At 69.3% G+C, this 24593-nt stretch carries 20 protein-coding genes; 3 read left to right on the top strand and 17 right to left on the bottom strand.

Annotation, left to right across the window (positions count from 1 at the left end; translation table 11 throughout):
- The 7 genes from cydB to DEJ18_RS06065 all read right to left on the bottom strand — a co-directional run bounded on the left by cydB (position 1) and on the right by DEJ18_RS06065 (position 6851).
- Complete coding sequence (gene cydB, locus DEJ18_RS06095; protein ID WP_111210314.1) at positions 1 to 1005, bottom strand: cytochrome d ubiquinol oxidase subunit II; 1005 nt, start codon at positions 1003 to 1005, stop codon at positions 1 to 3.
- Between the two features lies 1 nt (position 1006).
- Positions 1007 to 2419, bottom strand: coding sequence for a cytochrome ubiquinol oxidase subunit I (locus DEJ18_RS06090; protein ID WP_111210315.1), 1413 nt, complete (start codon positions 2417 to 2419; stop codon positions 1007 to 1009).
- A 314-nt stretch (positions 2420 to 2733) separates the two neighbouring features.
- Positions 2734 to 3657, bottom strand: coding sequence for an ABC transporter substrate-binding protein (locus tag DEJ18_RS06085; protein ID WP_111210316.1), 924 nt, complete (start codon positions 3655 to 3657; stop codon positions 2734 to 2736).
- Positions 3654 to 4382, bottom strand: a complete 729-nt coding sequence (locus tag DEJ18_RS06080) for an ABC transporter permease (RefSeq protein WP_111210423.1) — start codon at positions 4380 to 4382, stop codon at positions 3654 to 3656. The genes DEJ18_RS06085 and DEJ18_RS06080 overlap by 4 nt, the downstream gene beginning before the upstream one ends.
- Positions 4379 to 5095, bottom strand: a complete 717-nt coding sequence (locus tag DEJ18_RS06075) for an ABC transporter permease (RefSeq protein ID WP_111210317.1) — start codon at positions 5093 to 5095, stop codon at positions 4379 to 4381. The genes DEJ18_RS06080 and DEJ18_RS06075 overlap by 4 nt, the downstream gene beginning before the upstream one ends.
- Positions 5092 to 6000 (bottom strand): ABC transporter ATP-binding protein, encoded by a 909-nt coding sequence (locus DEJ18_RS06070; RefSeq protein WP_111210318.1) that lies wholly within the window; start codon positions 5998 to 6000, stop codon positions 5092 to 5094. Before DEJ18_RS06070 ends, DEJ18_RS06075 begins: the two co-directional genes overlap by 4 nt.
- Before the next feature lie 203 nt (positions 6001 to 6203).
- Positions 6204 to 6851: a TetR/AcrR family transcriptional regulator gene (locus DEJ18_RS06065; protein ID WP_181431049.1), complete on the bottom strand. Its 648-nt coding sequence runs from the start codon at positions 6849 to 6851 to the stop codon at positions 6204 to 6206.
- A gap of 141 nt (positions 6852 to 6992) precedes the next feature.
- On the opposite strand from DEJ18_RS06065, the gene DEJ18_RS06060 reads away from it, so the two are divergent.
- Entirely contained in the window at positions 6993 to 8150 is a 1158-nt protein-coding gene (locus tag DEJ18_RS06060) for an App1 family protein phosphatidate phosphatase (protein WP_111210319.1), read from the top strand.
- A gap of 129 nt (positions 8151 to 8279) precedes the next feature.
- Positions 8280 to 10151, top strand: a complete 1872-nt coding sequence (locus tag DEJ18_RS06055; RefSeq protein WP_111210320.1) for a glycoside hydrolase family 15 protein — start codon at positions 8280 to 8282, stop codon at positions 10149 to 10151.
- A 101-nt stretch (positions 10152 to 10252) separates the two neighbouring features.
- Here DEJ18_RS06055 and DEJ18_RS06050 read toward each other — a convergent pair whose 3' ends face one another.
- From DEJ18_RS06050 to DEJ18_RS06025, 6 genes are all read right to left on the bottom strand, one after another.
- Positions 10253 to 11626: a glucose-6-phosphate dehydrogenase gene (locus DEJ18_RS06050; protein WP_111080336.1), complete on the bottom strand. Its 1374-nt coding sequence runs from the start codon at positions 11624 to 11626 to the stop codon at positions 10253 to 10255.
- 231 nt (positions 11627 to 11857) lie between these two features.
- On the bottom strand, positions 11858 to 12274 hold the full coding sequence (locus DEJ18_RS06045) for a cytochrome c oxidase subunit 4 (protein ID WP_111080337.1): 417 nt from the start codon (positions 12272 to 12274) through the stop codon (positions 11858 to 11860).
- Positions 12275 to 12279: 5 nt separating this feature from the next.
- On the bottom strand, positions 12280 to 14019 hold the full coding sequence (gene ctaD / locus DEJ18_RS06040; protein WP_181431050.1) for an aa3-type cytochrome oxidase subunit I: 1740 nt from the start codon (positions 14017 to 14019) through the stop codon (positions 12280 to 12282).
- A gap of 12 nt (positions 14020 to 14031) precedes the next feature.
- Entirely contained in the window at positions 14032 to 14934 is a 903-nt protein-coding gene (gene ctaC, locus DEJ18_RS06035) for an aa3-type cytochrome oxidase subunit II (RefSeq protein WP_111080338.1), read from the bottom strand.
- Between the two features lie 307 nt (positions 14935 to 15241).
- A complete protein-coding gene (locus DEJ18_RS06030) occupies positions 15242 to 15610 on the bottom strand; it encodes a HesB/IscA family protein (protein WP_111053050.1) in 369 nt (122 codons plus the stop codon).
- Positions 15611 to 15714: 104 nt separating this feature from the next.
- Positions 15715 to 17184 carry a dipeptidase gene (locus tag DEJ18_RS06025; protein WP_111210321.1) on the bottom strand — a complete coding sequence of 490 codons (1470 nt, stop codon included), beginning with the start codon at positions 17182 to 17184 and terminating at the stop codon, positions 15715 to 15717.
- A gap of 51 nt (positions 17185 to 17235) precedes the next feature.
- Between DEJ18_RS06025 and DEJ18_RS06020 the strand changes: the two genes are divergently transcribed.
- A complete protein-coding gene (locus DEJ18_RS06020; protein ID WP_258371034.1) occupies positions 17236 to 17811 on the top strand; it encodes a DUF3043 domain-containing protein in 576 nt (191 codons plus the stop codon).
- A gap of 250 nt (positions 17812 to 18061) precedes the next feature.
- On the opposite strand, the gene DEJ18_RS06015 is transcribed toward DEJ18_RS06020, so the two are convergent.
- From DEJ18_RS06015 to dnaE, 4 genes are all read right to left on the bottom strand, one after another.
- A complete protein-coding gene (locus tag DEJ18_RS06015) occupies positions 18062 to 19129 on the bottom strand; it encodes a quinone-dependent dihydroorotate dehydrogenase (RefSeq protein ID WP_111080340.1) in 1068 nt (355 codons plus the stop codon).
- The gene (nrdR, locus tag DEJ18_RS06010) at positions 19126 to 19629 is read right to left on the bottom strand and encodes a transcriptional regulator NrdR (RefSeq protein ID WP_111080341.1); all 504 of its coding nucleotides are present in this window, start codon (positions 19627 to 19629) and stop codon (positions 19126 to 19128) included. Before nrdR ends, DEJ18_RS06015 begins: the two co-directional genes overlap by 4 nt.
- 12 nt (positions 19630 to 19641) lie before the next feature.
- Complete coding sequence (gene hisD / locus DEJ18_RS06005) at positions 19642 to 20949, bottom strand: histidinol dehydrogenase (protein ID WP_111210322.1); 1308 nt, start codon at positions 20947 to 20949, stop codon at positions 19642 to 19644.
- Positions 20950 to 21027: 78 nt separating this feature from the next.
- Entirely contained in the window at positions 21028 to 24510 is a 3483-nt protein-coding gene (dnaE, locus tag DEJ18_RS06000; RefSeq protein ID WP_375334642.1) for a DNA polymerase III subunit alpha, read from the bottom strand.
- Positions 24511 to 24593: the final 83 nt, after the last annotated feature.

The following is a 24593-nucleotide window of genomic DNA, read 5'->3' as shown; positions in this document are numbered from 1 at the left end:
TCAGTGCGCGGCCTGCGCGACGGTGGCGCGTGAGACCCGTTTGCGGAAGACCCAGTACGTCCACGCCTGGTAGGCGAGCACGAGGGGGATGAACACGACCGCGACCCAGCTCATCACGGTCAACGTGTAGCTGCCGGAGGAGGCGTTCGCGACGGTGAGGCTGTTCGCCGGGTCGTTCGACGCGGGCATGACGTCGGGGAACACCGCGGTGAACATGGCCATGACGACCGCGGCGATCGTGACGGCCATGAGGGTGAACGCACGGCCCTCCCGCCCGCGTGCGGCGCACAGGACGGCGATGATCAACGCGACCGCGGCGACGGCGGAGAGCACCAGCGACGCCGGGGTGGCGCGCACGAACGCCATCGTGACGAGGAACGCGGCGGCCACGGCGATGGTGAGGACGCCGGATCGCTTCGCGAGGTGGATCGCCCGCTGGCGCATCTCGCCCTCGGTCTTCAGCGCGACGAACACGACGCCGTGGGTGAAGAACACCAGCAGTGTCGCCGCGCCGGTGAGCAGCGCGAACGGGTTGAGCAGGTCGAACAGGGTGCCGGTGTGGTTGTGGCCGGCGTCCATCGGGATGCCGCGGACGACATTGCCGAACGCGACCCCCCAGAGGAACGAGGGCACGGCGCTGCCGATGACGATCATGCGGTCGAAGCGGCGCTTCCACTCGGGGTGCTTGCCCTGGTGGCGGTACTCGAACGACACCCCGCGGGCGATGAGGGCGGCGAGGATGAGCAGCAGTGCCAGGTAGAAGCCGGAGAACATCGTGGCGTACCACTCGGGGAACGCGGCGAACAGGCAGGCGCCGGCGACGATGACCCAGGTCTCGTTGAGGTCCCAGACCGGGCCGATGGTGTTGATGAGGACACGGCGGTCGGTGTCGTCCTTGCCGAGGAACGGCAGGGACATCCCGACTCCGAAGTCGAACCCGTCGAGCACGAAGTACCCGACGAAGAACGCCCCGACGATCGCGAACCAGAGAACGGGCAGGTCCATCTCAGTACACCGTCACTTCGTGCTTGACCTCGCCGGTCCCCTGGTCGACCTCGGCCGGAGCGGCCGGCCCCTCCTGGGCGACCTTCTTGATGAGTCGGAACTCGACCACCGCGAGGGATCCGTAGATGAGCGTGAACACGACGAGCGAGATGAGCACCTCGACGCCCGTCACGTTCGGGGAGACGCCGTCTGCGGTCTTGAGCAGCCCGAACACGAGCCATGGCTGACGGCCCATCTCGGTGAAGACCCAGCCGACGATCATCGCGGCCATCGGCAGCGGCACCGCCCAGATCGCGATGCGCCACATCCACCGCTGCTGCGGGAAGCGGCCCTTGCGGGTCAGCCAGAGCCCGGCGAGCGACACCATCACGGCACCGACACCGAGCGCGATCATCCAGCGGAAGGACCAGTAGGTCACCCAGATGACCGGCTTGTAGTCACCAGGGCCGTAGACCTGCGTGTACTGCGCCTGCAGGTCGTTGATCCCCTCGACGGTGCCGGTGAAGGTGTGCGTGGACAGGAAGGACAGCAGGTACGGGATGCGGATCGAGAACAGCTCGCGGACACCGTCGGGTGTGCCGAGGGTGAAGACCGAGAACGAGGCGTCCTTGCCGGTCGCGGTGCCGTAGAGCGCCTCGGCCGCGGCCATCTTCATCGGCTGCGTCTCGACCATGGTCAGGCCGAGCTGGTCACCGGTGAGGACCGTGAGCGCACCGGCCGCGACCATCGTCCACAGCCCGAACTTCAGTGCTGGCATCATCGTCTCGAGGTTCTGGTTGCGCGACAGGTGGAACGCCGCGACGGAGATGATCACGCCGGCTGCGACCATGAAGCACGCGAAGACCGTGTGCGGGAACGCGGCGAGGGCGACCTTGTTGCCGAGGACGGCCCAGATGTCGGTGAGCTCCGCGCGGCCCTTGGCCTCGTTGAGCGCGTACCCGACCGGGTGCTGCATGAACGCGTTGGCGGCGATGATGAAGTACGCCGACATGATCGTGCCCGCGCTGACGCACCAGATGCTCGCGAGGTGGAGCTTCTTCGGCAGCCGGTCCCAACCGAAGATCCAGACGCCGATGAAGGCTGCTTCGAAGAAGAACGCCAGGATGCCCTCGAGCGCGAGCGGGGCACCGAAGACGTCGCCGACGAACCGCGAGTAGTCCGACCAGTTCATCCCGAACTGGAACTCCTGCACGATGCCGGTGACGACACCCATCGCGAAGTTGATGAGGAAGATGCGCCCGAAGAAGCGGGTGAGCTGCAGGTAGTGCGCGCGACCGGTGCGGACCCAGGCCGTCTGGAACACCGCGACGACGACCGCCATGCCGATCGTCAGCGGGACGAAGAGGAAGTGGTAGATCGTCGTCAGACCGAACTGCCACCGCGACAGGAGGAGCGGATCGAGGAGGTCGTTCATGCGGCCGGGCCCGTCGGGGTCGCCGCGCGCTGTTCGTGCACGTTGAGATGCTTCCTGTGGAAGGGGTTCTGCTCGTTGCCGTCACGTCGTCGGGACCCTTCGACGGTACTGCTCGGCGACTCACTTCGACAAGTTGTAGAGGCCTCTCCTGCACATACGTGCACGGGCCCTGCACGGCACAACCGTGCGGAACCGATGTCGCTCCAGGGGCACATTCGTGCTGAACAGCTGTGCCCGGTCGAGCCCCTCCGGGAACGCGGACAGGCGCCGGGCTGGGAGCCCGACGCCTGTCCACGAGATGGAGGATGTGCCGCCTAGAGGAGGCCCTTCTCCGTCAGGAACTCCTCGGCGATGTCCGAGGACTTCTCCTTGTCGACCGTGCTCTTCGTGTTGAGGTCGATGAGCGCCTCGGTCGTCAGGACCTCGCTCACCTCGTCGATGGCGTCGGCGGCCTTCTCGTCGACCTTGTCCGACACGACCGGCGTGACGTTCTGCGGGACGATGAGGTTCTCCGGGTCCTTCAGCGTGACGAAGCCGTTCGCCTTGATGCTCGGGTCCGCGGTGTAGATGTCGGCGAGCTGGACGGTGCCGTCCTTGAGCGCCTTGACCGTGAGCGCGCCGCCCGAGTCCTCGATCGCCTTCGACTCGACGTCGACGCCGTACACGGACTTGAGCCCCTTCGGGCCGTACGGCCGCGTCTGGTTCTCGGAGTTCGCCCCGACGGTCAGCTTCTCGTCGACGTTCTTCAGGTCGGCCAGGCTCGTCACGTCGTTCTGTTCGGAGAACTCCTTCGTGACGGTGTAGCTGTCCTGGTCGGTGGCCTCGGCGGCGTCGAGGGCGCGGATGCCCTCCGGCAGCGCCGACTCGAGCTCGTCGGCGATGTCGGACTCGCTCTTCGCGGTCGAGTCCTTGTCGTAGTACTGCAGCAGGTTGCCGCTGTACTCCGGCATGACGTCGATCGCGCCCTTCTGCAGCTGGGGCAGGTAGACCTCGCGCTGACCGATCTGGTAGTTGCGCTCGACGGTGAAGCCGTCCTTCTCGAGGACCTGCGCGTAGAGCTCGGCGATGATCTCGTTCGAGTAGTAGGCCTGCGACCCGATGACGATGGTCTTCGAGTCCGACGAGGCGCTGGAGCCGCTGTCGAGCGGGCTGCTGGACGAGCAGCCGGCGAGGGCGGCTGCGACGCCCAGGGCGACCGCGGCGGCGATGCCGGCGCGGAGCTTGGGTGCTGTGATCACGAGGGGGTTCCTTCCGGGATGGGTTTGCGGGGCCGCTCGCGCGATCCCGAGCGTCGCCGTGTCGCGCGCTCGGCGACGCCCGCGGGCACCACCGCCCGCTGGAGCACGGCGAAGACGGCTTCGAACGCGATCGCCAGGGCGATCACGAGGACGGAGGCGCCGAGCATCATGGCGTAGTCCTGGGTCTTGAGCCCGAGGAACACGTAGCCGCCGAGACCACCGGATCCGACGTACGCGGCGAGCGTGGCGGTCGCGACGACCTGCAGCACGGCGGCACGGATGCCGCCGACGAGCAACGGGAGTCCGAGGGGGATCTCGACCTTCGTCAGGATCTGCCACCCGGTCATGCCCTGCGCGCGCGCGGCGTCGACGGTGACCGGGTCGACGGACTCGATCCCGGCGTAGGCACCGGCGAGCACCGACGGGATCGCCAGGATGACGAGCGCGAGCAGCGGCGCCTGCAGGTTCACGCCGAGCAGCAGGCCGAACAGCGTGAGCACCCCGAGCGTCGGGAGCGCACGGACGCCGCCGGACAACGCGATCGCGAGCCCCCTGGCCTTGCCGGTGTGACCGATGAGGTAGCCGATCGGCACCGCGATCACCGCGGCGATGACGACCGCGAGGAGCGAGATCCAGACGTGCTCCCACAGCCGGACGGGGATGCCGTTCGGGCCGGGGTGGTTGGCGGGGTCGAGCACCCAGGCGAAGGCCTGTCCGATGATCACGACGAGACCTCCGCGGTCTGCAGCATCCGTCGGGCCGCCCGCTTCGACGGGACCGACCGACGCGTCCACGGCATCACGATCCGACCGAGCAGCACGAGCAGCCCGTCGAGCACGAACGCGAGGACGAGGACCATGACGATGCCGGCAACGATCTCCTCCGGGATGTTCCGCCCGATGCCGTCGGTGAACAGCGACCCGAGGCTCTGGATGCCGAGTACTGCGCCGACCGTGGTGAGCGAGATGGTCGACACCGACACGACCCGGAGGCCGGCGAGCAGGACCGGACCGGCGAGCGGGAGGTCGACACGGAAGAAGCGCTGCACGCCCGAGTAGCCCATCGCCGTCGCCGCCGACGTGGTGGCCGGGTCGACCGACCCGAGCCCGTCCACGGTCGACCGGACCATGAGCGCGAGACCGTACAGCGTCAATCCGATCACGACGTTGACCGGGTCCTGCAGACCGGTACCGATCAGCCCGGGCAGTGCGATGAACAGCGGGAGGGACGGGACGGCGTACAGCAGTCCCGCGAACGTGACGATGCCGCCGCCCACGCCGCTGCTGAGCCGCCGAGCGCCGGGTCGCCGGAGTCGGACCACCAGCCAACCGATCGGGATCGACAGCAGGAACGCGATGACGATCGGCGGCAGGGCGACGGCCAGGTGCGCCAGCGTGTCGTCCCCGATCGTGTCGAGGTTCGACAGCACCCACTTCACCGGGTGCTCCCACCCTGCGCCGCAGCACCCGGGACGCGTGCGGGCGTCCCGGCCTCGGAGCGGACAGCGGCAGCGGCGTCGACGACGCCCGTGGGACCGGTCAGGACGCCGGCGGCGCGGCCGTCACCGTCCACGACGATCGGACCGGTCGGGGTCTGTTCGACCCGGAGCGAGCGGCGTCCCCGCCCGGCACCGATGAAGTTCGCGACGAAGTCGTCGGCCGGCTCGGACAGGATCTCCGCCGGTGTGCCGAGCTGGGCGATCTCGCCGCCCTTCTTGAGGATGACGACCTGGTCACCGAGCTTGAAGGCCTCGTCGATGTCGTGCGTCACGAAGACCACGGTCTTGCCGAGCTCACGCTGCAGCCGGATCAGCTCGTCCTGCAGGTCGTTGCGTACGAGGGGATCGACGGCACCGAACGGCTCGTCCATGAGGAGGATGTTCGGGTCCACGGCCAGACCGCGGGCCACACCGACGCGCTGCTGCTGGCCGCCGGAGAGCTGGGAGGGGTACCGGTCCGCGAGCGAGCGGTCGAGACCGACGGTGTCCATGAGCTCGAGCGCGCGCTTCCGCGCGTCGCCCTTGGACACCCCCGTCAGGAGCGGCACGGTGGCGATGTTGTCCGCGACCTTCCGGTGCGGCAGCAGACCGGCGTTCTGCATGACGTAGCCGATCCGGCGCCGGAGCTGCACGGGGTCGACGCCGGCGATGTCCTCGCCGTCGATCTGGACGGAGCCCGCCGTGGGGTCGATCATCCGGTTGATCATCCGGAGCAGCGTGGTCTTGCCGCATCCGCTCGAACCGACGAACACCGTCGTGGTCCGCGAGGGGATCACGAGGTCGAACGACTCGACGGCGGTCGTGCCGTCCGGGTAGGTCTTGCGCACCGAGCGGAACTCGATCATGGGTGCCCTTCTTGGTGGAGGTAGCCCGACTCCGGACGACAGTACAGGCCGGAGTCCATACCGGTTCTCTCGTGTCGGCGCATGACGTCTGGCGGACATCGGGGCGGTTCCCGCGCAGTCCGGACAGCTCCGGACACACGGACGCCCGCCCCTCCTGTTCGGAAGGGACGGGCGTCCGGGTTGGGTCGGGTCTGGGCAACCGGTCAGGAGGCTCGGATCACCGACTCCAGGTAGGGCCGGCTCATCGCGCGGTAGGCGTCGATGAGCGCCTGGTCCGGGTGCTCGCGGTCGACGTGGGCCCGGGCGAGGACGGCGTGCGCCGATTCGGCCAGCACCACCCAGGCCCGTGCGAGTGCCTCGGACTGGGGCAGGCCGAAGCGTTCGCGCATGACGGTACCGACGGCTCCGCCGAGCGCGGCGAGCCGGTCGGCGTCCTCGTCTCCGGAGGTGGTGTCGATGTCGGCGAACCGGATCGCCCGGAAGCCCGGCTCGGTGCGGTACATCTCGGCGGTCATCTCGATGAGGGCGTCACAGCCCTCCTGCCAGGTGGTGGCACCGGACGCGTCGAGCGTCTCGACGAACCGGGAGGCGAGACGCTGCGTGCAGCGGATCGCCAGCGCCTCGACCACGGCGATGCGGTCCGGGAAGTACCGGTAGACCGTGCCGATGGACGCCCCGGCGCGCTCGGCGACCATGGCCGTCGTCAGGCGCTCGAACCCGATCTCGTCGATCACCGCCGCGGCGGCGTCGAGCAGACCTGCGAGGCGGGCCGAGCTCCGTGCCTGGACCGGCTCGTTCCTGAGCAGTGATGATCCCCCTGGCAGAGCGTTCGGAACCTCGGTGACGAGCACGTGTTCTCCTTCTCGCGGTGACCGCGGGCTTGGTGACTGAGACGGCAACTCTGACAGAGACCGCCTTGGTCTTGGCTGCGATTCCCGGGGTGTCGGACGCGGACCGGGCTCCTGGACACCCCCGCATGGGATGATGGCCAGATGCCCGAGACGACGCCTCCGGACCCTTCTGCGCCCCGGGACACCAGCACTCCCCCACAGCGGGACGCCCGGTCCGTCGAGCGGGAACACGACCGCCGGGAGCAGGCGCCGTGGGGCATCCAGCAGTGGGAGACGGCGATCCCGGAGCCGATCCTGCACCGGGCTGCCCGGATCGAGGACGCCGTGCAGGAGTTCCGCGAGCAGCACGCCCGGAAGCGCGGCCAGGTCCCGACGGTCATCCCGTACACGGGGTACGGCGCACCCGGGTGGGTCCGTGTGCTCTGCCGGGTGCTGCTCACCCGTCGCGGCTTGGCGTCGGACGTCTCGTACTCCGGGGTCCGCGGGTGGCGCAGCTTCACGAGCGTCGCCGTCGACCACGCCGAGGTCACCATCACGGCCGGGGGAACGACGCACACCGTGACGAGTGACCGCGGTGGCGTGGTCGACACGATCGTCCCGATCGACCTCGAGCCGGGCTGGCAGAAGATCCGCCTGTCCGCCGGGGGCATGCGCGATGTCGACGCCGACGTCTTCGTGGTGCACCCGGACACCCGCTTCGGCCTGCTCTCCGACATCGACGACACCGTCATGGTCACGAGCCTCCCCCGCCCGATGCTCGCCGCCTGGAACTCCTTCGTGCTCACCGAGCACGCCCGCCGTCCGGTGCCCGGCATGTCGGTGCTCTACGAACGCGTCCTCGCGCAGCACCCGGGCGCGCCGACCGTGTACCTGTCCACCGGGGCGTGGAACGTCGCGCCCACGCTCGGACGGTTCCTCTCCCGCAACATGTACCCGTCCGGCACGCTGCTGCTCACCGACTGGGGCCCGACGCACGACCGCTTCTTCCGCAGCGGGCAGCAGCACAAGCAGGACAACCTGCGGCGGCTCGCGCGGGACTTCCCGGACGTCCAGTGGCTCCTGGTCGGTGACGACGGCCAGCACGACGAACAGCTCTACGGCGAGTTCGTCCGCGAGCACCCGGACAACGTCGCCGCCGTGGCGATCCGACAGCTGTCGACGAGCGAGGCCGTGCTCGCCGGTGGTCGTTCCCGGGCGCAGGAGCGCACGCGGGACTCCACGAAGCCCTGGGTGTACGCCCCGGACGGCGCCGGGCTCTGGACCGAACTCGGCCGGGTCGGGATCGCCGACGTCGACTGAACCGAGCCGTCGGCGGGCCTGCTGCCAGCGGGATCCTCGGGATTCCCGTCGGCCGAGGTCCTGCCGGGCGTGATCTGAACGCACCCTCAGCGCAGGTGCCCTCGGGGGCCGGGTGGTTCGATCGGGGACATGGCTCAGCGCATCGAGGACCACGCCCTCATCGGGGACTGTCACACCGCCGCACTCGTGACGCGGGACGGTGAGATCGACTGGGCGTGCCTCCCCCGCTTCGACAGCGCGTCCACCTTCGCCGCCCTGCTCGGCGACGAACACGACGGGCAGTGGTCCCTCCGCCCGACCGACCCGGCGGCCACCTCGGTCCGACGACACGACGGCGACTCCCTCGTGCTCTCGACGGTCTGGACGACACCGACCGGCGTCGTCGAGGTCACCGACTTCATGCCCGTCGACGCGCACCGAGCCACGATCGTCCGCCGGGTGCGCGGTCTCTCCGGCACGGTCGAGGTGCAGCAGGTGCTCCGCATCCGGTTCGGCTACGGCGACGTCCTCCCCTGGATCCGCCAGGTCGGCGACGACGACGGACCGGTTCTCGTCGCGACCGCCGGCCCGGACGCCGTCGTCGTCCGGGGGCCCCGGTTCCGCCCGGACGACCACCGCCACGTCACGACGACGACGATCGCCGACGGGGACGTCCTCGACACCACCCTCACGTGGTACCCGTCGCACCGTGAACCACCGGAGCCGTTCGACGTCACCGCCGCCCTCCACCACACGCGCGACTGGTGGCACGACTGGACCTCCCGCACCCGCGCCGAGGGGAAGTACGCACCCGCCGTCCGCAGGTCCCTCATGTACCTGCGCGCGATGACCCATGCGGAGACCGGCGGCGTCGTGGCGGCCGCGACCACGAGCCTCCCGGAGGACCCCGGCGGCGAACGCAACTGGGACTACCGCTTCGTGTGGCTACGAGACGCCTCGTTGGCGCTCGCGTCCCTCATCGCACACGGCTACCGCGACGAGGCGTCCGACTGGCGGTCCTGGCTCCTGCGGGCCATCGCCGGCGACCCGGAGGACGTGCAGATCATGTACGGCATCGCCGGCGAACGCGAGCTGCCCGAACGGACGCTCGAGCACCTCACCGGGTACGCCGGGTCCACGCCCGTCCGCGTCGGCAACGGCGCCTCCACGCAGTACCAGGGTGACGTCTTCGGCGAGGTCCTGTCGGCGCTGCACGACGCCCGAGAACTGGGCGTCGAGGAGAGCGGGGCGTCCTGGTCCCTCCAGCGGGCCCTCCTGCGGTACGTGGAGGAGCACTGGCAGGACCCGGACAACGGCATCTGGGAGATGCGTGGTCCCCGACGGCACTTCACCCACTCCCGGGCCATGATCTGGGCGGCCTTCGACCGCGGTGTCGCCGCGTGCGAGGAGTTCGGGCTCGAGGGACCGGTCGAACGGTGGCGGACCCTCCGCGACCAGGTGCGCGCCGAGATCGAGGAGCACGGCTGGAACGCCGGACGCGGCTCGTACCGCCAGCACTACGACACCGACGAGGTCGACGCCAGCCTGCTCGTCCTGCCCCAGATCGGCTACTGCCGGCCGGACGACCCCCGGATGCTCGGGACCGTCGCGGCGATCGAGGAGGACCTCCGCGTCGGCGACGACGGGCTCCTCCTCCGCTACCGGACCTCCTCCGGCTTCGACGGCCTGCGCGGCGCGGAACACCCGTTCCTGGCCTGCTCGTTCTGGCTCGTCGAGCAGTACGCCGGTTCCGGCCGGTCAGCGGACGCCGAACGCCTCATGGACGTGCTGGTCGGGTTCGCGAACGACGTCGGCATGCTCTCCGAGGAGGTCGACGTCGCCACCGGCCACCACATCGGCAACACCCCGCAGGCGCTCTCGCACCTCACGCTCGTGACCGCGGCGGACGCGATCGCCCGGGCCCAGGGCGCTGCGGCTGGGCACCGGACGCGCGCGGCCCGGCGCAGCGGCGGCACCTGGAGCGTCACCGGGGCCGGCGAGCAGGCCGGGCGCGCCGGCTGACCACGGGCGCGGACACGACGGGAGGCCCGGTGCCAGCTGGCACCGGGCCTCCCGTCATCAGGGGTGGGAACGTCCGTCAGGGCAGGCGCCGCCCCGATCGGTCAGGACGAGCTGACCCAGTCCGCCGGGCCGCGCGAGCCCGCGCGGTACTCCTCGAGCGGGACCTGGTCGGCCTTCCACGCCGAGACGACCGGCTCGACGATCTCCCAGCAGCGCTCCGCGACGTCACCACGGATGGAGAGCAGCGGGTCGTCGTGGAAGATGCCGTTGAGGACCTCGCCGTAGGGCGTCAGCTCGCCGTCGTCGAAGGACGACGACAGCGTGACCTGCCCCATCTCGAACGGGTTGCCGCCACCGTTCGCCGACACCGACAGCTCGATCTCGTCGGGGTTGAGGACGATGCGCAGCGTGTCCGCCTTCGGCCGGCCCGTCAGGCCGGACGGGAGGCGCGTCACCGGCTTGAAGGTGATGAGGACCTCCTTGCGGCTGGCGCCGAGCGCCTTGCCGGAACGGAGCGTGAAGGGGACACCGGCCCAGCGAGCGGTGTCGACCTCGACCTCGATCTCGGCGAGCGTCTCGGTACCGCGCGAGGGGTCGACGCCGTCCTCCTGCTGGTACGACGGCAGGTCCTTGCCGTCGATCGTGCCGGCGGTGTAGACCGCGCGACGCGAGGCGATCGTCGCGTCGTCGCCCTTGAGGCGGGTCGACCGGAGCACACGGGCCAGCGACGAACGGAACTCGACCGAGTCGATCGCTGCCGGGGCGTCCATCGTCACGAGGGCCAGGATCTGCAGCAGGTGCGACTGGATCATGTCGACGAGCGCGCCGGCCTCGTCGTAGTACTGGGCGCGGTTCTCGAGGCCGAGCGTCTCGTCGTAGAAGACGTCGACCTTCTCGATGTTGTCGGCGTTCCAGATCGGTTCGAACAGACGGTTCGCGAAGCGCAGACCGATGATGTTGAGCACGGTGGTGCGACCGAGGAAGTGGTCGGTGCGGTGCACGCGCTCCTCGGGCACGAGCTCGAGGACGGTCTTGTTGAGGGCCTCGGCACTCGCGACGTCGGTGCCGAACGGCTTCTCGAAGGCGAGGGTGGTGCCCTCCGGGAGCTCGACGTGCTGCAGGGCCTCGCAGATGTCCGACGCGATCTGCGGCGGGAGCGCGAAGTAGAGGATCGGCTCGGCCTCGGCGGCGTCGAGCAGTGCCGTCAGGTGCTCCGGGTCGGTCGGGTCGCCCTGGATGAACTTCGTCGACTCGATGGTCGCGTCGACCTCCGGGCCCTTCACGTCCTGCGAGGCGAACGACTTCGTGACGACGTCCTTCCACTGCTCCTCACTGCGGGCGCTGCGCCCCGTGCCGATGAGCTGCACCGGGACGGACCGACCGCTCTGCAGGAACGTGCCGAGACCGGGCAGGAGGAGGCGGGAGGCGAGGTCGCCCGTCGCGCCGAAGATGATGAGGGTGCGCTTGTCGGTCACCTGAGGTGACTCCTTTCGCTTGTGGACGGTCCGCAGGACCTCAGGCCGCGAGCATGCGGTCCTCAGGACCCAAGGCCCATCGTGCCCGGGTGATTCCCGGACCGTTTCGAGATGTGGTCGATGTGTGTCGGTGGGCGGGGCGGAGGGGTGCCCCGGACGGGGACCCGAACTGCCCCGGACGCAGTTCGGGCGGCACCGAGATGGTGCCGCCCGAAGCGCGTGTGGTGTGGGTCAGTGACCGAAGTTGCCGCGGTAGTACTCGTAGACCCAGCCGACGAGGGTGATCGCGACGAGGGCGAGACCGATCGGCACGATCCAGAGGCCGGCTGCGACTCCGAGGAAGCAGACCGCGATCGCCGCGGCCAGGAAGATCGGCCACCACGACCACGGGCTGAAGTGCCCGAGCTCGGCGTCGCCGTCCTCGATGTTGGCGTCCTGGCGGTCCTCCGGCAGCACTCCGCCCTGAGCCGACATGACGCGACCCAGGTAGAAGGCGATGAAGGCGGACATGATCCCGGTCAGGCCGATCGACAGGGTGCCGACCCACTCGATGCTGCCGTAGTAGATCACGGACCAGATCGTGTACGCGGCATCCGCGATCACGAAGAAGATGAACAGGATCCAGAACAGGTTGGTGTTCGCGCGCATGGCGGTTACTTCACCTCGCCCTTCGCGGCGTCGTAGGTCGGAGCGTCCGGAGCGTCCTTCGCCGGGCCCACACCGACCGGCACGCCGGCCTCGGGGTGGTTCAGGTCGAACGCCGGGGACTCGGAACGGATCCGCGGGATCGACGTGAAGTTGTGCCGCGGCGGCGGGCAGCTCGTGGCCCACTCGAGCGAGCGACCGTAACCCCACGGGTCGTTCACGGCGACCTTCGGCGCGTTCCGCGCGGTGACGTAGACGTTGAAGATGAACGGCAGGAAGGAGATGCCGAGGATCATCGAGCCGACCGTCGACACCTGGTTCATCCACGTGAAGCCGTCGTCCGGCAGGTAGGTCGCGTAGCGGCGGGGCATGCCCACGACGCCGAGCCAGTGCTGGATGAGGAACGTCGTGTGGAACCCGATGAACAGCAGCCAGAAGTGGATCTTGCCGAGACGCTCGTTGAGCATCTTGCCGGTGAACTTCGGCCACCAGAAGTAAAAGCCGGAGAACATCGCGAACACGACGGTGCCGAAGACCACGTAGTGGAAGTGCGCCACGACGAAGTACGAGTCGGAGACGTGGAAGTCGAGCGGCGGCGAGGCGAGGATCACGCCGGTGAGACCACCGAACGTGAACGTCACGAGGAACCCGATCGCCCAGAGGATCGGGGTCTCGAAGGTGACCGAACCGCGCCACATGGTGCCGACCCAGTTGAAGATCTTCACGCCGGTCGGGACCGCGATGAGCATCGTCATGAGCGAGAACCACGGCAGCAGGACACCGCCGGTGACGTACATGTGGTGCGCCCACACGGTGATCGACAGGGCAGCGATGGTGATGGTCGCGTAGACGAGGGTCTTGTAGCCGAAGATCGGCTTGCGGCTGAACACCGGGAAGACTTCGGACACGATGCCGAAGAACGGCAGCGCGATGATGTACACCTCGGGGTGCCCGAAGAACCAGAACAGGTGCTGCCAGAGCAAGGCGCCACCGTTGGCCGGGTTGAAGATCTGTGCGTCGAACACACGGTCGAGCCCGAGGCCGAACAGCGCCGCCGCCAGGACCGGGAAGGCCATCAGCACGAGGAGGCTCGTCACGAGGACGTTCCACGTGAAGATCGACATGCGGAACATCGTCATGCCCGGAGCACGCATCGTGATGATCGTGGTGATGAAGTTCACCGCACCGAGGATCGTCGAGAAGCCGGTCATGCCGAGCCCGAACACCCAGAGCGTCCCGCCGAGCCCCGGCGTGAACGTGGTGTCACTCAGCGGCGCGTAGGCGAACCACCCGAACGAGGCGGCACCCTGCGGGGTGAGGAACCCACCGACGGCGATCGCGCTGCCGAAGAAGTACATCCAGAACGCGAGGCCGTTCAGACGCGGGAACGCGACATCCGGTGCACCGATCTGGAGCGGCATGATCGCGTTCGCGAAGCCCGAGAAGAGCGGCGTCGCGAACATCAGCAGCATGATCGTGCCGTGCATCGTGAACAGCTGGTTGTACTGCTCCTTGGTCGCGAGGACCTGGAGACCCGGTTCGAACAGCTGCGCGCGGATGACGAGCGCCATGATGCCGGCGAGCAGGAAGTAGAGGAACGAGGTGATCAGGTACATGTACCCGATCGTCTTGTGGTCGGTGGACGTCGCCCACCGCACGATGATGTTGCCCTTGCGACCGACCTTCGACGCCTGGAAGTCCGGCGTCGAGGGCCTGGTGGTCGCCTGGCCGACGAATGACGTTGTCATTGAGACGCGCCCTTACTTCTTGTCGCTCGACGCCTCGGCAGGCGCCTCGTTGTTCGGCTGGTTCGTGTTGGTGTCGTACTCGTTGCCGAGCAGACCGACCTTGCCCTCGTCCCGCAGGGACGCGAGGTAGTCGTCGTACTCCGCCTGCGACACGACCTTCACCTGGAAGAGCATCAGGGAGTGGTACTCACCGCAGAGCTCGGCGCACTTGCCCTGGAACGTGCCTTCCTTCTGCGGGATGAAGTACTCGTAGTTCGTCTTGCCCGGGAGCATGTCCTTCTTGTAGAGGAAGTCGATGACCCAGAACGAGTGGTTGACGTCGCGCGAGCTGAGCTCGATCTCGACCTTCTTGCCGACCGGGAGGTACAGCGTGGGGAGCAGCGACTCGTCGATCGCCCCGCCGCCGTTCTCTTCTTCCTGGGCCTGGATGCCCTGGTAGTAGACGCTCTCGTTCGGGTTCTTCTGGTCGATGTAGTTGAAGTCCCAGCCCCAGCGCTTGCCGTAGACGTGCACGGTGGCGTCCGGCTGCGCGAAGGGCTTCTCGATCGCTTCCTGGTCCTTCGCGGTGAACGCGAAGAAGCCGAGCACGAGGATCAGCGGCACGAGCGTGTAGAAGATCTCGAGCGGCATGTTGTACCGCATCTGCACGGGCAGGCCGGTCTGGCCCTTCCGGCGGCGGTAGACGATCGCGGCCCAGATGACGAGGCCCCACACGATCAGACCGACCGCCAGCAGGACGATCCAGCTCGTGGTCCACAGGCCGACGATGCGGCTCGTGTGGTTGGTGACGTCCTTCGTCTCTCCCGTGCCGGGGAGCCATCCGTTCAGCTGCTGCTGCGAGCAGCCAGCCAGTGCGATGACCAGACCGACGGCCACCGGGACGGCCGCCCAACGTATACGGCGATTCGAACGCACTGTTACCTCTCGGAAAGACGTGGGCCGGATCCAGTCGTCGTGCGACTGGCTGACGACGGGGACCCCGTCGACGAGCACCGCGGTCGGCACGAGGCCGGCGCATGGGTGGCTCCCAGCTTGGTTGGAACACTCCTAGCTTACTCGCAGCTGTCGACACCGAGCGCACAACCGACACGCGTTGTGGACGGAACGAGGCCTGCGGCAGCGGGTTTGCCCTGGTCATCGGCGTCGGGACGGCGATGCGGAGACGCGAGTGGGGAGCGACCGTGTCGGTCGCTCCCCACTCGCGTGTCGGACTGACGGGCGATCAGTGGAAGCTGTCGCCACACGCGCAGCTGCCCTGCGCGTTCGGGTTGTCGATGGTGAAGCCCTGCTTCTGGATGGTGTCCTCGAAGTCGATCGTCGCACCGTCGAGGTAGGGCACGCTCATCTTGTCGACGACGACTTCCACGCCGTCGAACTCCGCCGTGGCGTCGCCGTCGAGCAGTCGCTCGTCGAAGTACAGCTGGTAGATCAAGCCCGAGCACCCGCCCGGCTGGACGGCGAGACGGAGGCGCAGGTCATCGCGGCCCTCCTGTTCGAGCAGGCTGGCGACCTTCGCCGAGGCCGCGTCGCTCAGCAGCACACCGTGCGACGTGGCGTCGGTCGCTGCTTCGGTCGTGATGGTGTCGCTCATCGGCGTCTCCCTCGTTGGCGGTGACCTTCACCGGCTGTCGCGTCGATTCTAAGCACGCGCACCGACGACCGACACCCGGGTCCAGGACCTGTGGAGGACGGACGTCACGCGCGACCCTGCAGTCGGGCGAGCAGGACGGCCTCCGACAGCACCGCGCGGTGCAGCACGCCCAGGTGCTGCGACTCGTTCGGGCTGTGTGCGCGGGTGTCCGGGTCCTCGACCCCGGTGACCAGGATCTGGGCCTCCGGGAACTCGGCGGCCAGGTCGGACACGAACGGGATCGACCCGCCGATGCCCTGCTCCACGGGTGCCGCGCCCCAGCCCTCCGACATCGCGGTCCGGGCCTCCTGGACGGCCCAGCCGGACGCGTCTACCAGGAAGCCGTCACCGGTGTCGACCTCGGTGATCTCGATCCGGGCGCCGAAGGGGACGTGGCTGCGCAGGTGCGCCTCCACGGCGGCGAAGGCCTCCGTGGCGGGCTGACCGGGCGCGACCCGCACGGACACCCGAGCGGCGACGGTGGGCAGCAGCGTGTTGGACGCGTTCGCGACGCTCGGGACGTCGAGGCCGGTCACCGTGATCGACGGCTGGAACCACATCCGGGACAGCACCGGACCGCTGCCGACCGGACGCGCACCGTCGACCAGGGCGGCCTCGGCCGCGAACTCGTCCTCGGAGCGCTCCGGCACGGGGGCGTCGTGCGCGCTGAGGCCCGCGACCGCGACCGCCCCGTCGTCGTCGTGCAGCGACGCGAGCAGGCGGACCATCGGCATCATCGCGTCCGGCGCCGCTCCCCCGTACATGCCGCTGTGGCTGGCGTGCTCGAGCGTCGTCACGGTGAGCTTGAACGTCGTGTTGCCCCGGAGCGAGACGGTGATCGCGGGGACCTCGGTCGACCAGTTGTCGCTGTCGGCCACCACGATGACGTCGGCGGCGAGGTGCTCCCGCTGCTCGCGCAGGAACGTGCGGAACGAGCGGGACCCGAACTCCTCCTCGCCCTCGACGAACAGCACGATGCCGACGTCCAGGTCGTCGCCGAACTGTGCGTGCACCGCTCGGAGCGCTGCCACGTGGGTCATCACGCCGGCCTTGTCGTCGGAGGCGCCGCGGCCGTACAGGCGGTCGCCGCGGAGCGTCGGCTCGAAGGGAGGTGTCTCCCACAGCGCGTCATCGCCCTGCGGCTGCACGTCGTGGTGCGCGTAGAGCATCACGGTCGGCCTGCCGTTGCGGGCGGGGCGGACGGCGAGCACCGCCGGCTGGCCGAGCTCGGCGTCCGCCGCAGTGGACCCGCCGTCGATCGGCGTGTCGCCCTCGACGGCCGACCGGACGACGCGTACCTCGTCGAAGACCCCGGTCGAGCGGACCAGGTCGGCGACCGCCTCGGCGCTGCGCTCGACGTGGGCCGGGTCGAAGGCCGACCACGACACCGAGGGGATGCGGACGAGGGCGGACAGGTCGGCGATCGTGGTGGGCAGTGCGCCGTGCACGTGCTCGCGCAGCGCCTCGAGCAGAGCGGGGTCGGTCGCGGGTGCCTGCGACCCGGCGTCGGGACGGTGCTTCTCGGTGTCGGTCATGGCCGGTAATCTAGAGGACGTCCAGCACGCAGAGCGCCGTTAGGAACCACCGTGGCGAAGGCATCCCCCAAGACCAACGTGACCGTGAACCCCGGTGACGACGAGCTCGTCGCGCACGGCAAGGGTCGCCCGACGCCCTCACGACGTGAGCGAGAGGCCGCCAACCGGCGTCCGATCGTCGGCAACTCCCCCGCCGACAAGAAGGCCGCTCGGGCGCGTCTGAACAGCGAGCGCGAGCGTGCGCGCGTCGGCATGGCGAACGGTGAAGAGCGCTACCTGCCGGCGAAGGACCGCGGTGACCAGCGTCGCTTCATCCGCGACTTCATCGACGCCCGCTGGAACGTGGGCGAGGTCATGATGCCGGTCCTCGTGCTCTTCCTCATCGTGGGTTTCGTCGCCGCGCAGACGCCCGCGGCGTCGTACTCGCTGCTGTTCATCTGGGCGTTCGTGTTGCTCTTCGTGCTCGACTGCACCGTGCTCTGGTTCGCGCTGCGTCGCAAGTTCGCCGCGGCCGGGCAGGACTTCCAGCGCGGCAACTTCCTCTACATCCTCACCCGCGGGTGGCAGCTGCGGTTCCTCCGTCTGCCCAAGCCGCAGGTCAAGCGCGGGCAGTACCCGACGCTCTGACCGAGCGTGTGCCGTGCGAGCGCCGTCGACCTCCGGGTCGGCGGCGCTTCGTCGTCCGTCCGGGCGTCGTCGGCGTCGTCCGGGACCCCGCGGCCGCGCGGTCGCGACCAGGTGCCGGACGGGAGGACCGTGCCGGCCAGGTCCGAGCCTTCCGGCCGGGCCGCCAGCGGCTCGCGACCACGCGCCGCCCGGGCCGACGTCCGACCCCGGGCCCGACGCGCCGCCACACGGCCACTCGCCAGGTGCGGCGTCAGCGGCGGCGCAACCGCCGCCGCCGGAGCCGGTTGATCCGCATGGCCCAGGTCGGCCCCTCGTAGAGGAACGCCGTGTAGCCCTGCACGAGCGTCGCCCCCGCGTCGATGCGCGCCTGGACGTCCGCCTCGGTCGTGACCCCGCCGACGGCGATGACGCAGAACCCGGCGGGAACGGCAGCGCGGACGCGACGGAGCACCGCGAGCGAGCGCTCCCCGAGCGGCGCACCGGACAGTCCCCCGGCGCCCATCGCCGCCACCTCGGCGTCCGGCGTCGTCAGGCCGTTGCGCTCGATGGTCGTGTTCGTCGCGATGACGCCGGCCAGTCCGAGTTCGACCGCGAGCCCCGCGATCGCGTCGATCTGATCGTCGGTGAGGTCCGGCGCGATCTTCACGAGCACGGGAGTCCGTCCGGCGGTCTCGTGCACGGCGGCGAGCAGCGGCCGGAGCTGGTCCAGTTCCTGCAGTCCGCGCAGACCCGGCGTGTTCGGCGAACTGACGTTGACGGCCAGGTAGTCGGCGAAGGGGGCCAGCAGCCGCGTGGACTCGCGGTAGTCCTCGGCGGCGTCCTCGACGGAGACCACGCGGCTCTTGCCGATGTTCACGCCGATGACCGGGCGACCGGGGTTGCGGCGGGCACGTTCCAGGCGACCGGCGGCCTTGACGGCCCCGTGGTTGTTGAAGCCCATCCGGTTGATGAGCGCGCGGTCGGCGATGAGCCGGAACAGCCGGGGGCGTTCGTTGCCCGGCTGCGCCCTGGCGGTGACGGTGCCGACCTCGACGTGTCCGAAGCCGAGCAGACCGAGGCCGGCGATGCCCCGAGCGTCCTTGTCGAAGCCGGCGGCCATGCCGAAGCGCGACGGGAAGTGGATCCCCATGGTGGTGATGCCGTCCTCGGCGGGGGGCCGAGCGTACCGCTCGACCGTGCTGGCGAGGAAGGGCACCTTCGGGAGGACGCGGATCACGGCGAACGCCAGGTGGTGCGCCCGTTCCGGCTCCATCTTCGCGAACACGGAGCGGAACACGACGCCGTACCCGGCCCGGACGAGCGCCTCGACGCCGGTCACGCGCTGGCGCCGTCCGTGGTACGGCCCGGTGCGCCGACCGTGCCGGGCCCGGCGTGGTGGTCGATCCGGAGCTGGCCGATCGCGTCCTCGAAGTCCTCGAGCGAGTCGAACGCCTGGTAGACGCTGGCGTAGCGGAGGTAGGCCACCTCGTCGAGCTCCCGGAGCGGGCTGAGGATCGCCAGTCCGATGTCGTTCGCCTCGATCTGGCTCGCGCCGGAGGACCGGACGATCTCCTCGACGCGCTGCGCGAGCACCGCCAGGTCCGAGTCCGTCACCGGCCGCCCCTGACAGGCCTTCCGCACACCCGAGATGATCTTCTCGCGGCTGAACGGCTCGAGGACGCCGTTGCGCTTCACGACGCTCAGCGACGCGGTCTCGGTGGTCGAGAACCGCCGTCCGCAGTTCGGGCACTGACGGCGTCGGCGGATGGAGGTTCCGTCGTCGCTCGTCCGGGAGTCGACGACGCGGGAATCCGGGTGGCGGCAGAAGGGGCAGAACATGTCGCCCTCAGGCTACCGGTTCGTGCGTTCCGACACGGCGGCCCCGTGCGCCGGCAGCTGCTCTTCGGTGCAGAGCGCCACGATGTGCGGGACCACCTCGGCCAGGGCGGCCGCCGTGTACCGGACGACCTGCTGGGGCCGGAGGAACGTGGACGCGGACAACCCCGCTCCGAACCGCGCCTGACCGCCGGTCGGCAGGACGTGGTTCGAGCCGGCCAGGTAGTCGCCGAGGCTGACGGGCGAGTCCGGCCCGACGAACACCGCCCCCGCCGCGTCGATGTCGGCGAGTACGGCGTCGTCGTCGGCCGTCTGGATCTCGAGGTGCTCCGGCCCGTACGCGTTGCTGACGGTCGCGGCATCGGCGAGCGAGTCCACGAGGACGATCGCCGACTGTGGCCCGTCCAGGGCTGCCTGGAGGCGCGTCGCGGTCCCGAGCACCGCCGTGCGTTCCGGGATCGCGGCCTCGACCGCGTCGGCGAACGCGGCCGACGTCGTCACGAGGACGCTCCCGGCCTGTTCGTCGTGCTCGGCCTGGCTGATGAGGTCGGCGGCGACGTACCCGGGGTCGGCCGTGTCGTCCGCGATCACGAGGATCTCGGAGGCACCGGCCTCGGAGTCGATGCCGACGACACCGCGGACGAGACGCTTCGCCGCGGCCACGTAGTTGTTGCCCGGACCGGTGACCAGGTCGACCGGCTCGAGGTCGATCTCGGGCACGCCGTACGCGAGCGCGCCGACGGCTCCGGCGCCGCCCATCGCATAGACCTCGTCCACGCCGAGCAGTCCGGCGGCGGCGAGGATCGTCGGGTGCACGCGGCCCCCGTGGTCACGCTGCGGCGGGGAGACGAGTGCGATCGACCCGACGCCGGCGACCTGCGCCGGGACGACGTTCATGACGACGCTCGACGGGTAGACGGCCTTGCCACCGGGGACGTAGAGGCCGACGCGACGCATCGGCTGCCAGCGCTGGTGGACCGCTGCCCCGTCGGCGAGGGAGGTCACCGATCCGGTGGGGACCTGCGCGGCGCTGGCCGCGCGGACCCGGCGGATCGCTTCGTCGAGGGCGACCCGGAGCTCGGGTGCGAGACCGGCCACGGCCGCTGCGATCTCGGCGGCCGGCACCCGGACGTGCTCGGGCGCTCCCCCGTCGAAACGCTCCGCCTGCTCGTGCAGCGCGGCGGCCCCGTGCTCGCGGACGGCATCCACCAGCTCCTGGGCCGCGGCCGTGGCACTGCTGACGTCACCGGCGGCCCGCGGCATGAGACGGAGGAGTTCGGCGCGGGGCGGGAGCCCGCCGCGGAGGTCGATTCGCTGCATCATGAGGCCCCCAGCGTACCGAGCACCGCCGTCGGTCGGTGACCGGCAGCGGTGCTCGGGCGTCGGGCAGCGACGAGCCGGTCAGACCAGGCAGCGCGGACCGAGCAGGCTCTTCAGTTCGCCGAACAGGTCCGGCGTCAGGGCCACCGGGAACGGCAGCTCGAACGTCCGGGCCACGTCGTCCTTGAGGAGCTTCAGCCGCACCTCGGTGTCGCCCTGGTGCCGACCGAGCACGGCCGCCAGCTCGGTCACCGTCTGCGTGGTGGCCTGCCGCTCCGGCAGGGACAGCGTGAGCGGCCCGGAGCCCATCGCGTCGCCGACGTTCGGCTGGAACATGCTCACCGCGTGCAGGGCCTTGCCGTCGTCGCGGACGTTGACGCGGCCGCGCAGGACCACGATCGAGTCCGGGACGAGCGACGGGCCGAACTCCTGGTACGTCTTGCCGAGGAACATCACGCCGATCTGGCCGCCGAAGTCCTCGATGTCGACGATGCCGTACGGGTTGCCGCTCGTCTTCGCCACACGGTGCTGCACGCTGGTCAGCAGTCCGGCGACCGTGACCGTCTCGCCCTCGACCGAGTCGTCGGCCACCAGCAGGTCGGCGATCGTGATCGACTGGTGCTTGGCGAGTTCGATCTCGAGTCCGGCGAGCGGGTGGTCGGACACGTAGAGCCCGAGCATGTCCCGCTCGAACGCCAGCTTGTCGCGCTTCGACCACTCGGGGCGCTCCGGCACCTGCGACACCGTCAGCGATGCCGGGTGCTCCTCGGCGACCTCGGCGAAGAGCGAGTCGAAGTCGAACCCGACGTTGCCGTGGGCCTCGTCGCGCTTGACCTTCACCGCGGCCTCGACCGCGCCCTCGTGGATCTCGACGAGCGCGCGCCGACTGTCGCCGAACTCGTCGAACGCACCCGCCTTGATGAGCGACTCCACCGTCCGCTTGTTCGCGGACGAGATCGGGATCTTGCGGAGGAAGTCGTGGAAGGACTCGAAGGCGCCCTTCTCGGTGCGCGCCTTCACGATGTCGTCGACGACGTTGAACCCGACGTTGCGGATCGCGCCCATGCCGAAGCGGATGTCGTCCCCGACGGCCGCGAAGAAGCCGATCGACTCGTTGACGTCCGGCGGCATGACCCGGATGCCCATCCGGCGGCACTCGTTGAGGTAGAGCGCGAGCTTGTCCCGCGCGTCCCCGACACTCGTCAGCAGCGCGGCCATGTACTCGGCCGGGTAGTGGGCCTTGAGGTAGGCGGTCCAGAACGACACCACACCGTACGCCGCCGAGTGCGCCTTGTTGAACGCGTAGTCGGAGAAGGGCAGCAGGATGTCCCACAGCGTCTTGATCGCCGCGTCGGAGTACCCGTTGTCCTTCATGCCCTGCTGGAACCCGGCGTACTGCTTGTCCAGCTCGGACTTCTTCTTCTTGCCCATCGCGCGGCGGAGGATGTCCGCCTGGCCGAGGGAGAACCCGGCGACCTTCTGCGCGATGGCCATGACCTGCTCCTGGTAGATGATCAGGCCGTAGGTCCCGCCGAGGATCTCCGCCAGCGGCTCCTCGAGTTCCGGGTGGATCGGGGTGATCGCCTGCTCGCCGTTCTTGCGCAGCGCGTAGTTCGTGTGCGAGTTCGCACCCATCGGCCCCGGCCGGTACAGGGCGATGAGCGCGGAGATGTCCTCGAAGTTGTCCGGCTTCATGAGGCGGAGCAGCCCGCGCATGGGCCCACCGTCGAGCTGGAACACGCCGAGGGTGTCGCCGCGCTGCAGGAGCGCGTAGGCCTCGGGGTCCTCGAGCCCCATGTTCTCGAGGTCGAGGTCGATCCCCCGGTTGGTCTTGATGTTGTCGAGGGCGTCACTGATGATCGTGAGGTTCCGCAACCCCAGGAAGTCCATCTTGATCAGGCCGAGCGACTCCGCTGCCGGGTAGTCGAACTGCGTGACGATCTGGCCGTCCTGCTCCCGCTTCATGATCGGGATGATGTCGATCAGCGGGTCGCTCGACATGATGACGCCGGCGGCGTGCACGCCCCACTGCCGCTTCAGCCCCTCGAGCCCGAGCGCGGTGTCGAACACCGTCTTGGCCTCCGGATCGGTCTCGACGACGGTGCGGACGTCGACGGCTTCCTTGAACCGGGGGTGGTCCTTGTCGAAGATCCCGGTGAGCGGGATGTCCTTGCCCATCACGGGCGGCGGCATCGCCTTCGTGAGCTTCTCGCCCATGCCGAAGGGGAAGCCGAGCACGCGCGAGGAGTCCTTGAGGGCCTGCTTCGCCTTGATCGTGCCGTAGGTGACGATCTGCGCGACGCGTTCCGACCCGTACTTCTCGGTGACGTACTTGATCGCCTCACCGCGGCGCCGGTCGTCGAAGTCGACGTCGAAGTCGGGCATCGAGACGCGGTCCGGGTTGAGGAACCGCTCGAAGATCAGGCCGTGCCGGATCGGGTCGAGGTCGGTGATGCGCATCGCGTAGGCGACCATGGAGCCAGCGCCGGAACCACGGCCGGGGCCGACCCGGATGCCGTTGTTCTTCGACCAGTTGATGAAGTCCGCGACCACCAGGAAGTAGCCCGGGAACCCCATCTGGTTGATGATGCCGACCTCGTAGTCGGCGCGCTGCTGGACCTCTTCCGGGATGCCGCCCGGGTACCGGTACTCCAGCCCCTTCGCCACTTCCTTCTCGAACCAGGAGTGCTCGGTCTCGCCCTCGGGCACCGGGAACTTCGGCATGTAGTTCGCCGCGGTGTCGAACTCGACGTTGCAGCGCTCGGCGATGAGCAGCGTGTTGTCACACGCTTCGAGGTTGTCGCGGAAGACGTGCCGCATCTGCGCCGGGGTCTTGAGGTAGAACTCGTCGGCGTCGAACTTGAAGCGGTTCGGGTCGTTGAGCGTGGACCCGGACTGCACGCAGAGCAGGGCCGCGTGCGAGGTGGCGTCGTGTGCGTGGGTGTAGTGCAGGTCGTTCGTGCCGACGAGCGGGATGTCGAGGTCCTTCGCCAGGCGGATGAGGTCGCTCATGATGCGCCGCTCGATCTCGAGCCCGTGGTCCATGACCTCGGCGAAGTAGTTCTCCTTGCCGAAGATGTCCCGGTAGTCCGCCGCTGCCTGGACGGCTTCGTCGTACTGCCCGAGGCGCAGCCGCGTCTGGATCTCCCCCGAGGGGCAGCCCGTGGTGGCGATGACGCCCTCGTGGTACTCCTGCAGCAGCTCGATGTCCATGCGGGGCTTGAAGTAGTAGCCCTCGATCGACGCCCGCGACGAGAGGCGGAACAGGTTGTGCATGCCCGTCGTGTTCTCGGCGAACATCGTCATGTGCGTGTACGCGCCCGACCCGGACACGTCGTCCCCGCCGCCGTCGCCCCAGCGGACACGGGTCTTGTCGGAGCGGTGCGTGCGCGGCGTGATGTACGCCTCTGTCCCGATGATCGGCTTGACGCCACCCGCCTTCGCGGTCTTCCAGAACTCGAACGCCCCGAACATGTTGCCGTGGTCGGTCACCGCCACGGCCGGCATGCCCTGCGCGGCGGTCTCGGCCACGAGGTCGGAGAGCCTGGCGGCACCGTCGAGCATCGAGTACTCGCTGTGCACGTGCAGGTGGACGAAGGAGTCGGAATCCGACACGGAACCTCCGGTTCGTACGGTCTGCGGCGGGG

The organism is Curtobacterium sp. MCSS17_015, assembly GCF_003234265.2.
Classification (GTDB): domain Bacteria; phylum Actinomycetota; class Actinomycetes; order Actinomycetales; family Microbacteriaceae; genus Curtobacterium.
This window is presented reverse-complemented; position numbering and strand designations above follow the sequence as displayed.

Excerpts from the sequence above, each read along its gene's own strand:
- cydB (WP_111210314.1), bottom strand. The coding sequence starts at position 1,005 with ATGGACCTGCCCGTTCTCTGGTTCGCGATCGTCGGGGCGTTCTTCGTC.
- DEJ18_RS06090 (WP_111210315.1), bottom strand. The coding sequence starts at position 2,419 with ATGAACGACCTCCTCGATCCGCTCCTCCTGTCGCGGTGGCAGTTCGGT.
- DEJ18_RS06070 (WP_111210318.1), bottom strand. The coding sequence starts at position 6,000 with ATGATCGAGTTCCGCTCGGTGCGCAAGACCTACCCGGACGGCACGACC.
- DEJ18_RS06060 (WP_111210319.1), top strand. The coding sequence starts at position 6,993 with ATGCCCGAGACGACGCCTCCGGACCCTTCTGCGCCCCGGGACACCAGC.
- DEJ18_RS06055 (WP_111210320.1), top strand. The coding sequence starts at position 8,280 with ATGGCTCAGCGCATCGAGGACCACGCCCTCATCGGGGACTGTCACACC.
- DEJ18_RS06045 (WP_111080337.1), bottom strand. The coding sequence starts at position 12,274 with ATGCGCGCGAACACCAACCTGTTCTGGATCCTGTTCATCTTCTTCGTG.
- ctaD (WP_181431050.1), bottom strand. The coding sequence starts at position 14,019 with ATGACAACGTCATTCGTCGGCCAGGCGACCACCAGGCCCTCGACGCCG.
- DEJ18_RS06030 (WP_111053050.1), bottom strand. The coding sequence starts at position 15,610 with ATGAGCGACACCATCACGACCGAAGCAGCGACCGACGCCACGTCGCAC.
- DEJ18_RS06025 (WP_111210321.1), bottom strand. The coding sequence starts at position 17,184 with ATGACCGACACCGAGAAGCACCGTCCCGACGCCGGGTCGCAGGCACCC.
- nrdR (WP_111080341.1), bottom strand. The coding sequence starts at position 19,629 with ATGTTCTGCCCCTTCTGCCGCCACCCGGATTCCCGCGTCGTCGACTCC.
- hisD (WP_111210322.1), bottom strand. The coding sequence starts at position 20,949 with ATGATGCAGCGAATCGACCTCCGCGGCGGGCTCCCGCCCCGCGCCGAA.
- dnaE (WP_375334642.1), bottom strand. The coding sequence starts at position 24,510 with ATGCTCGACGGTGCCGCCAGGCTCTCCGACCTCGTGGCCGAGACCGCC.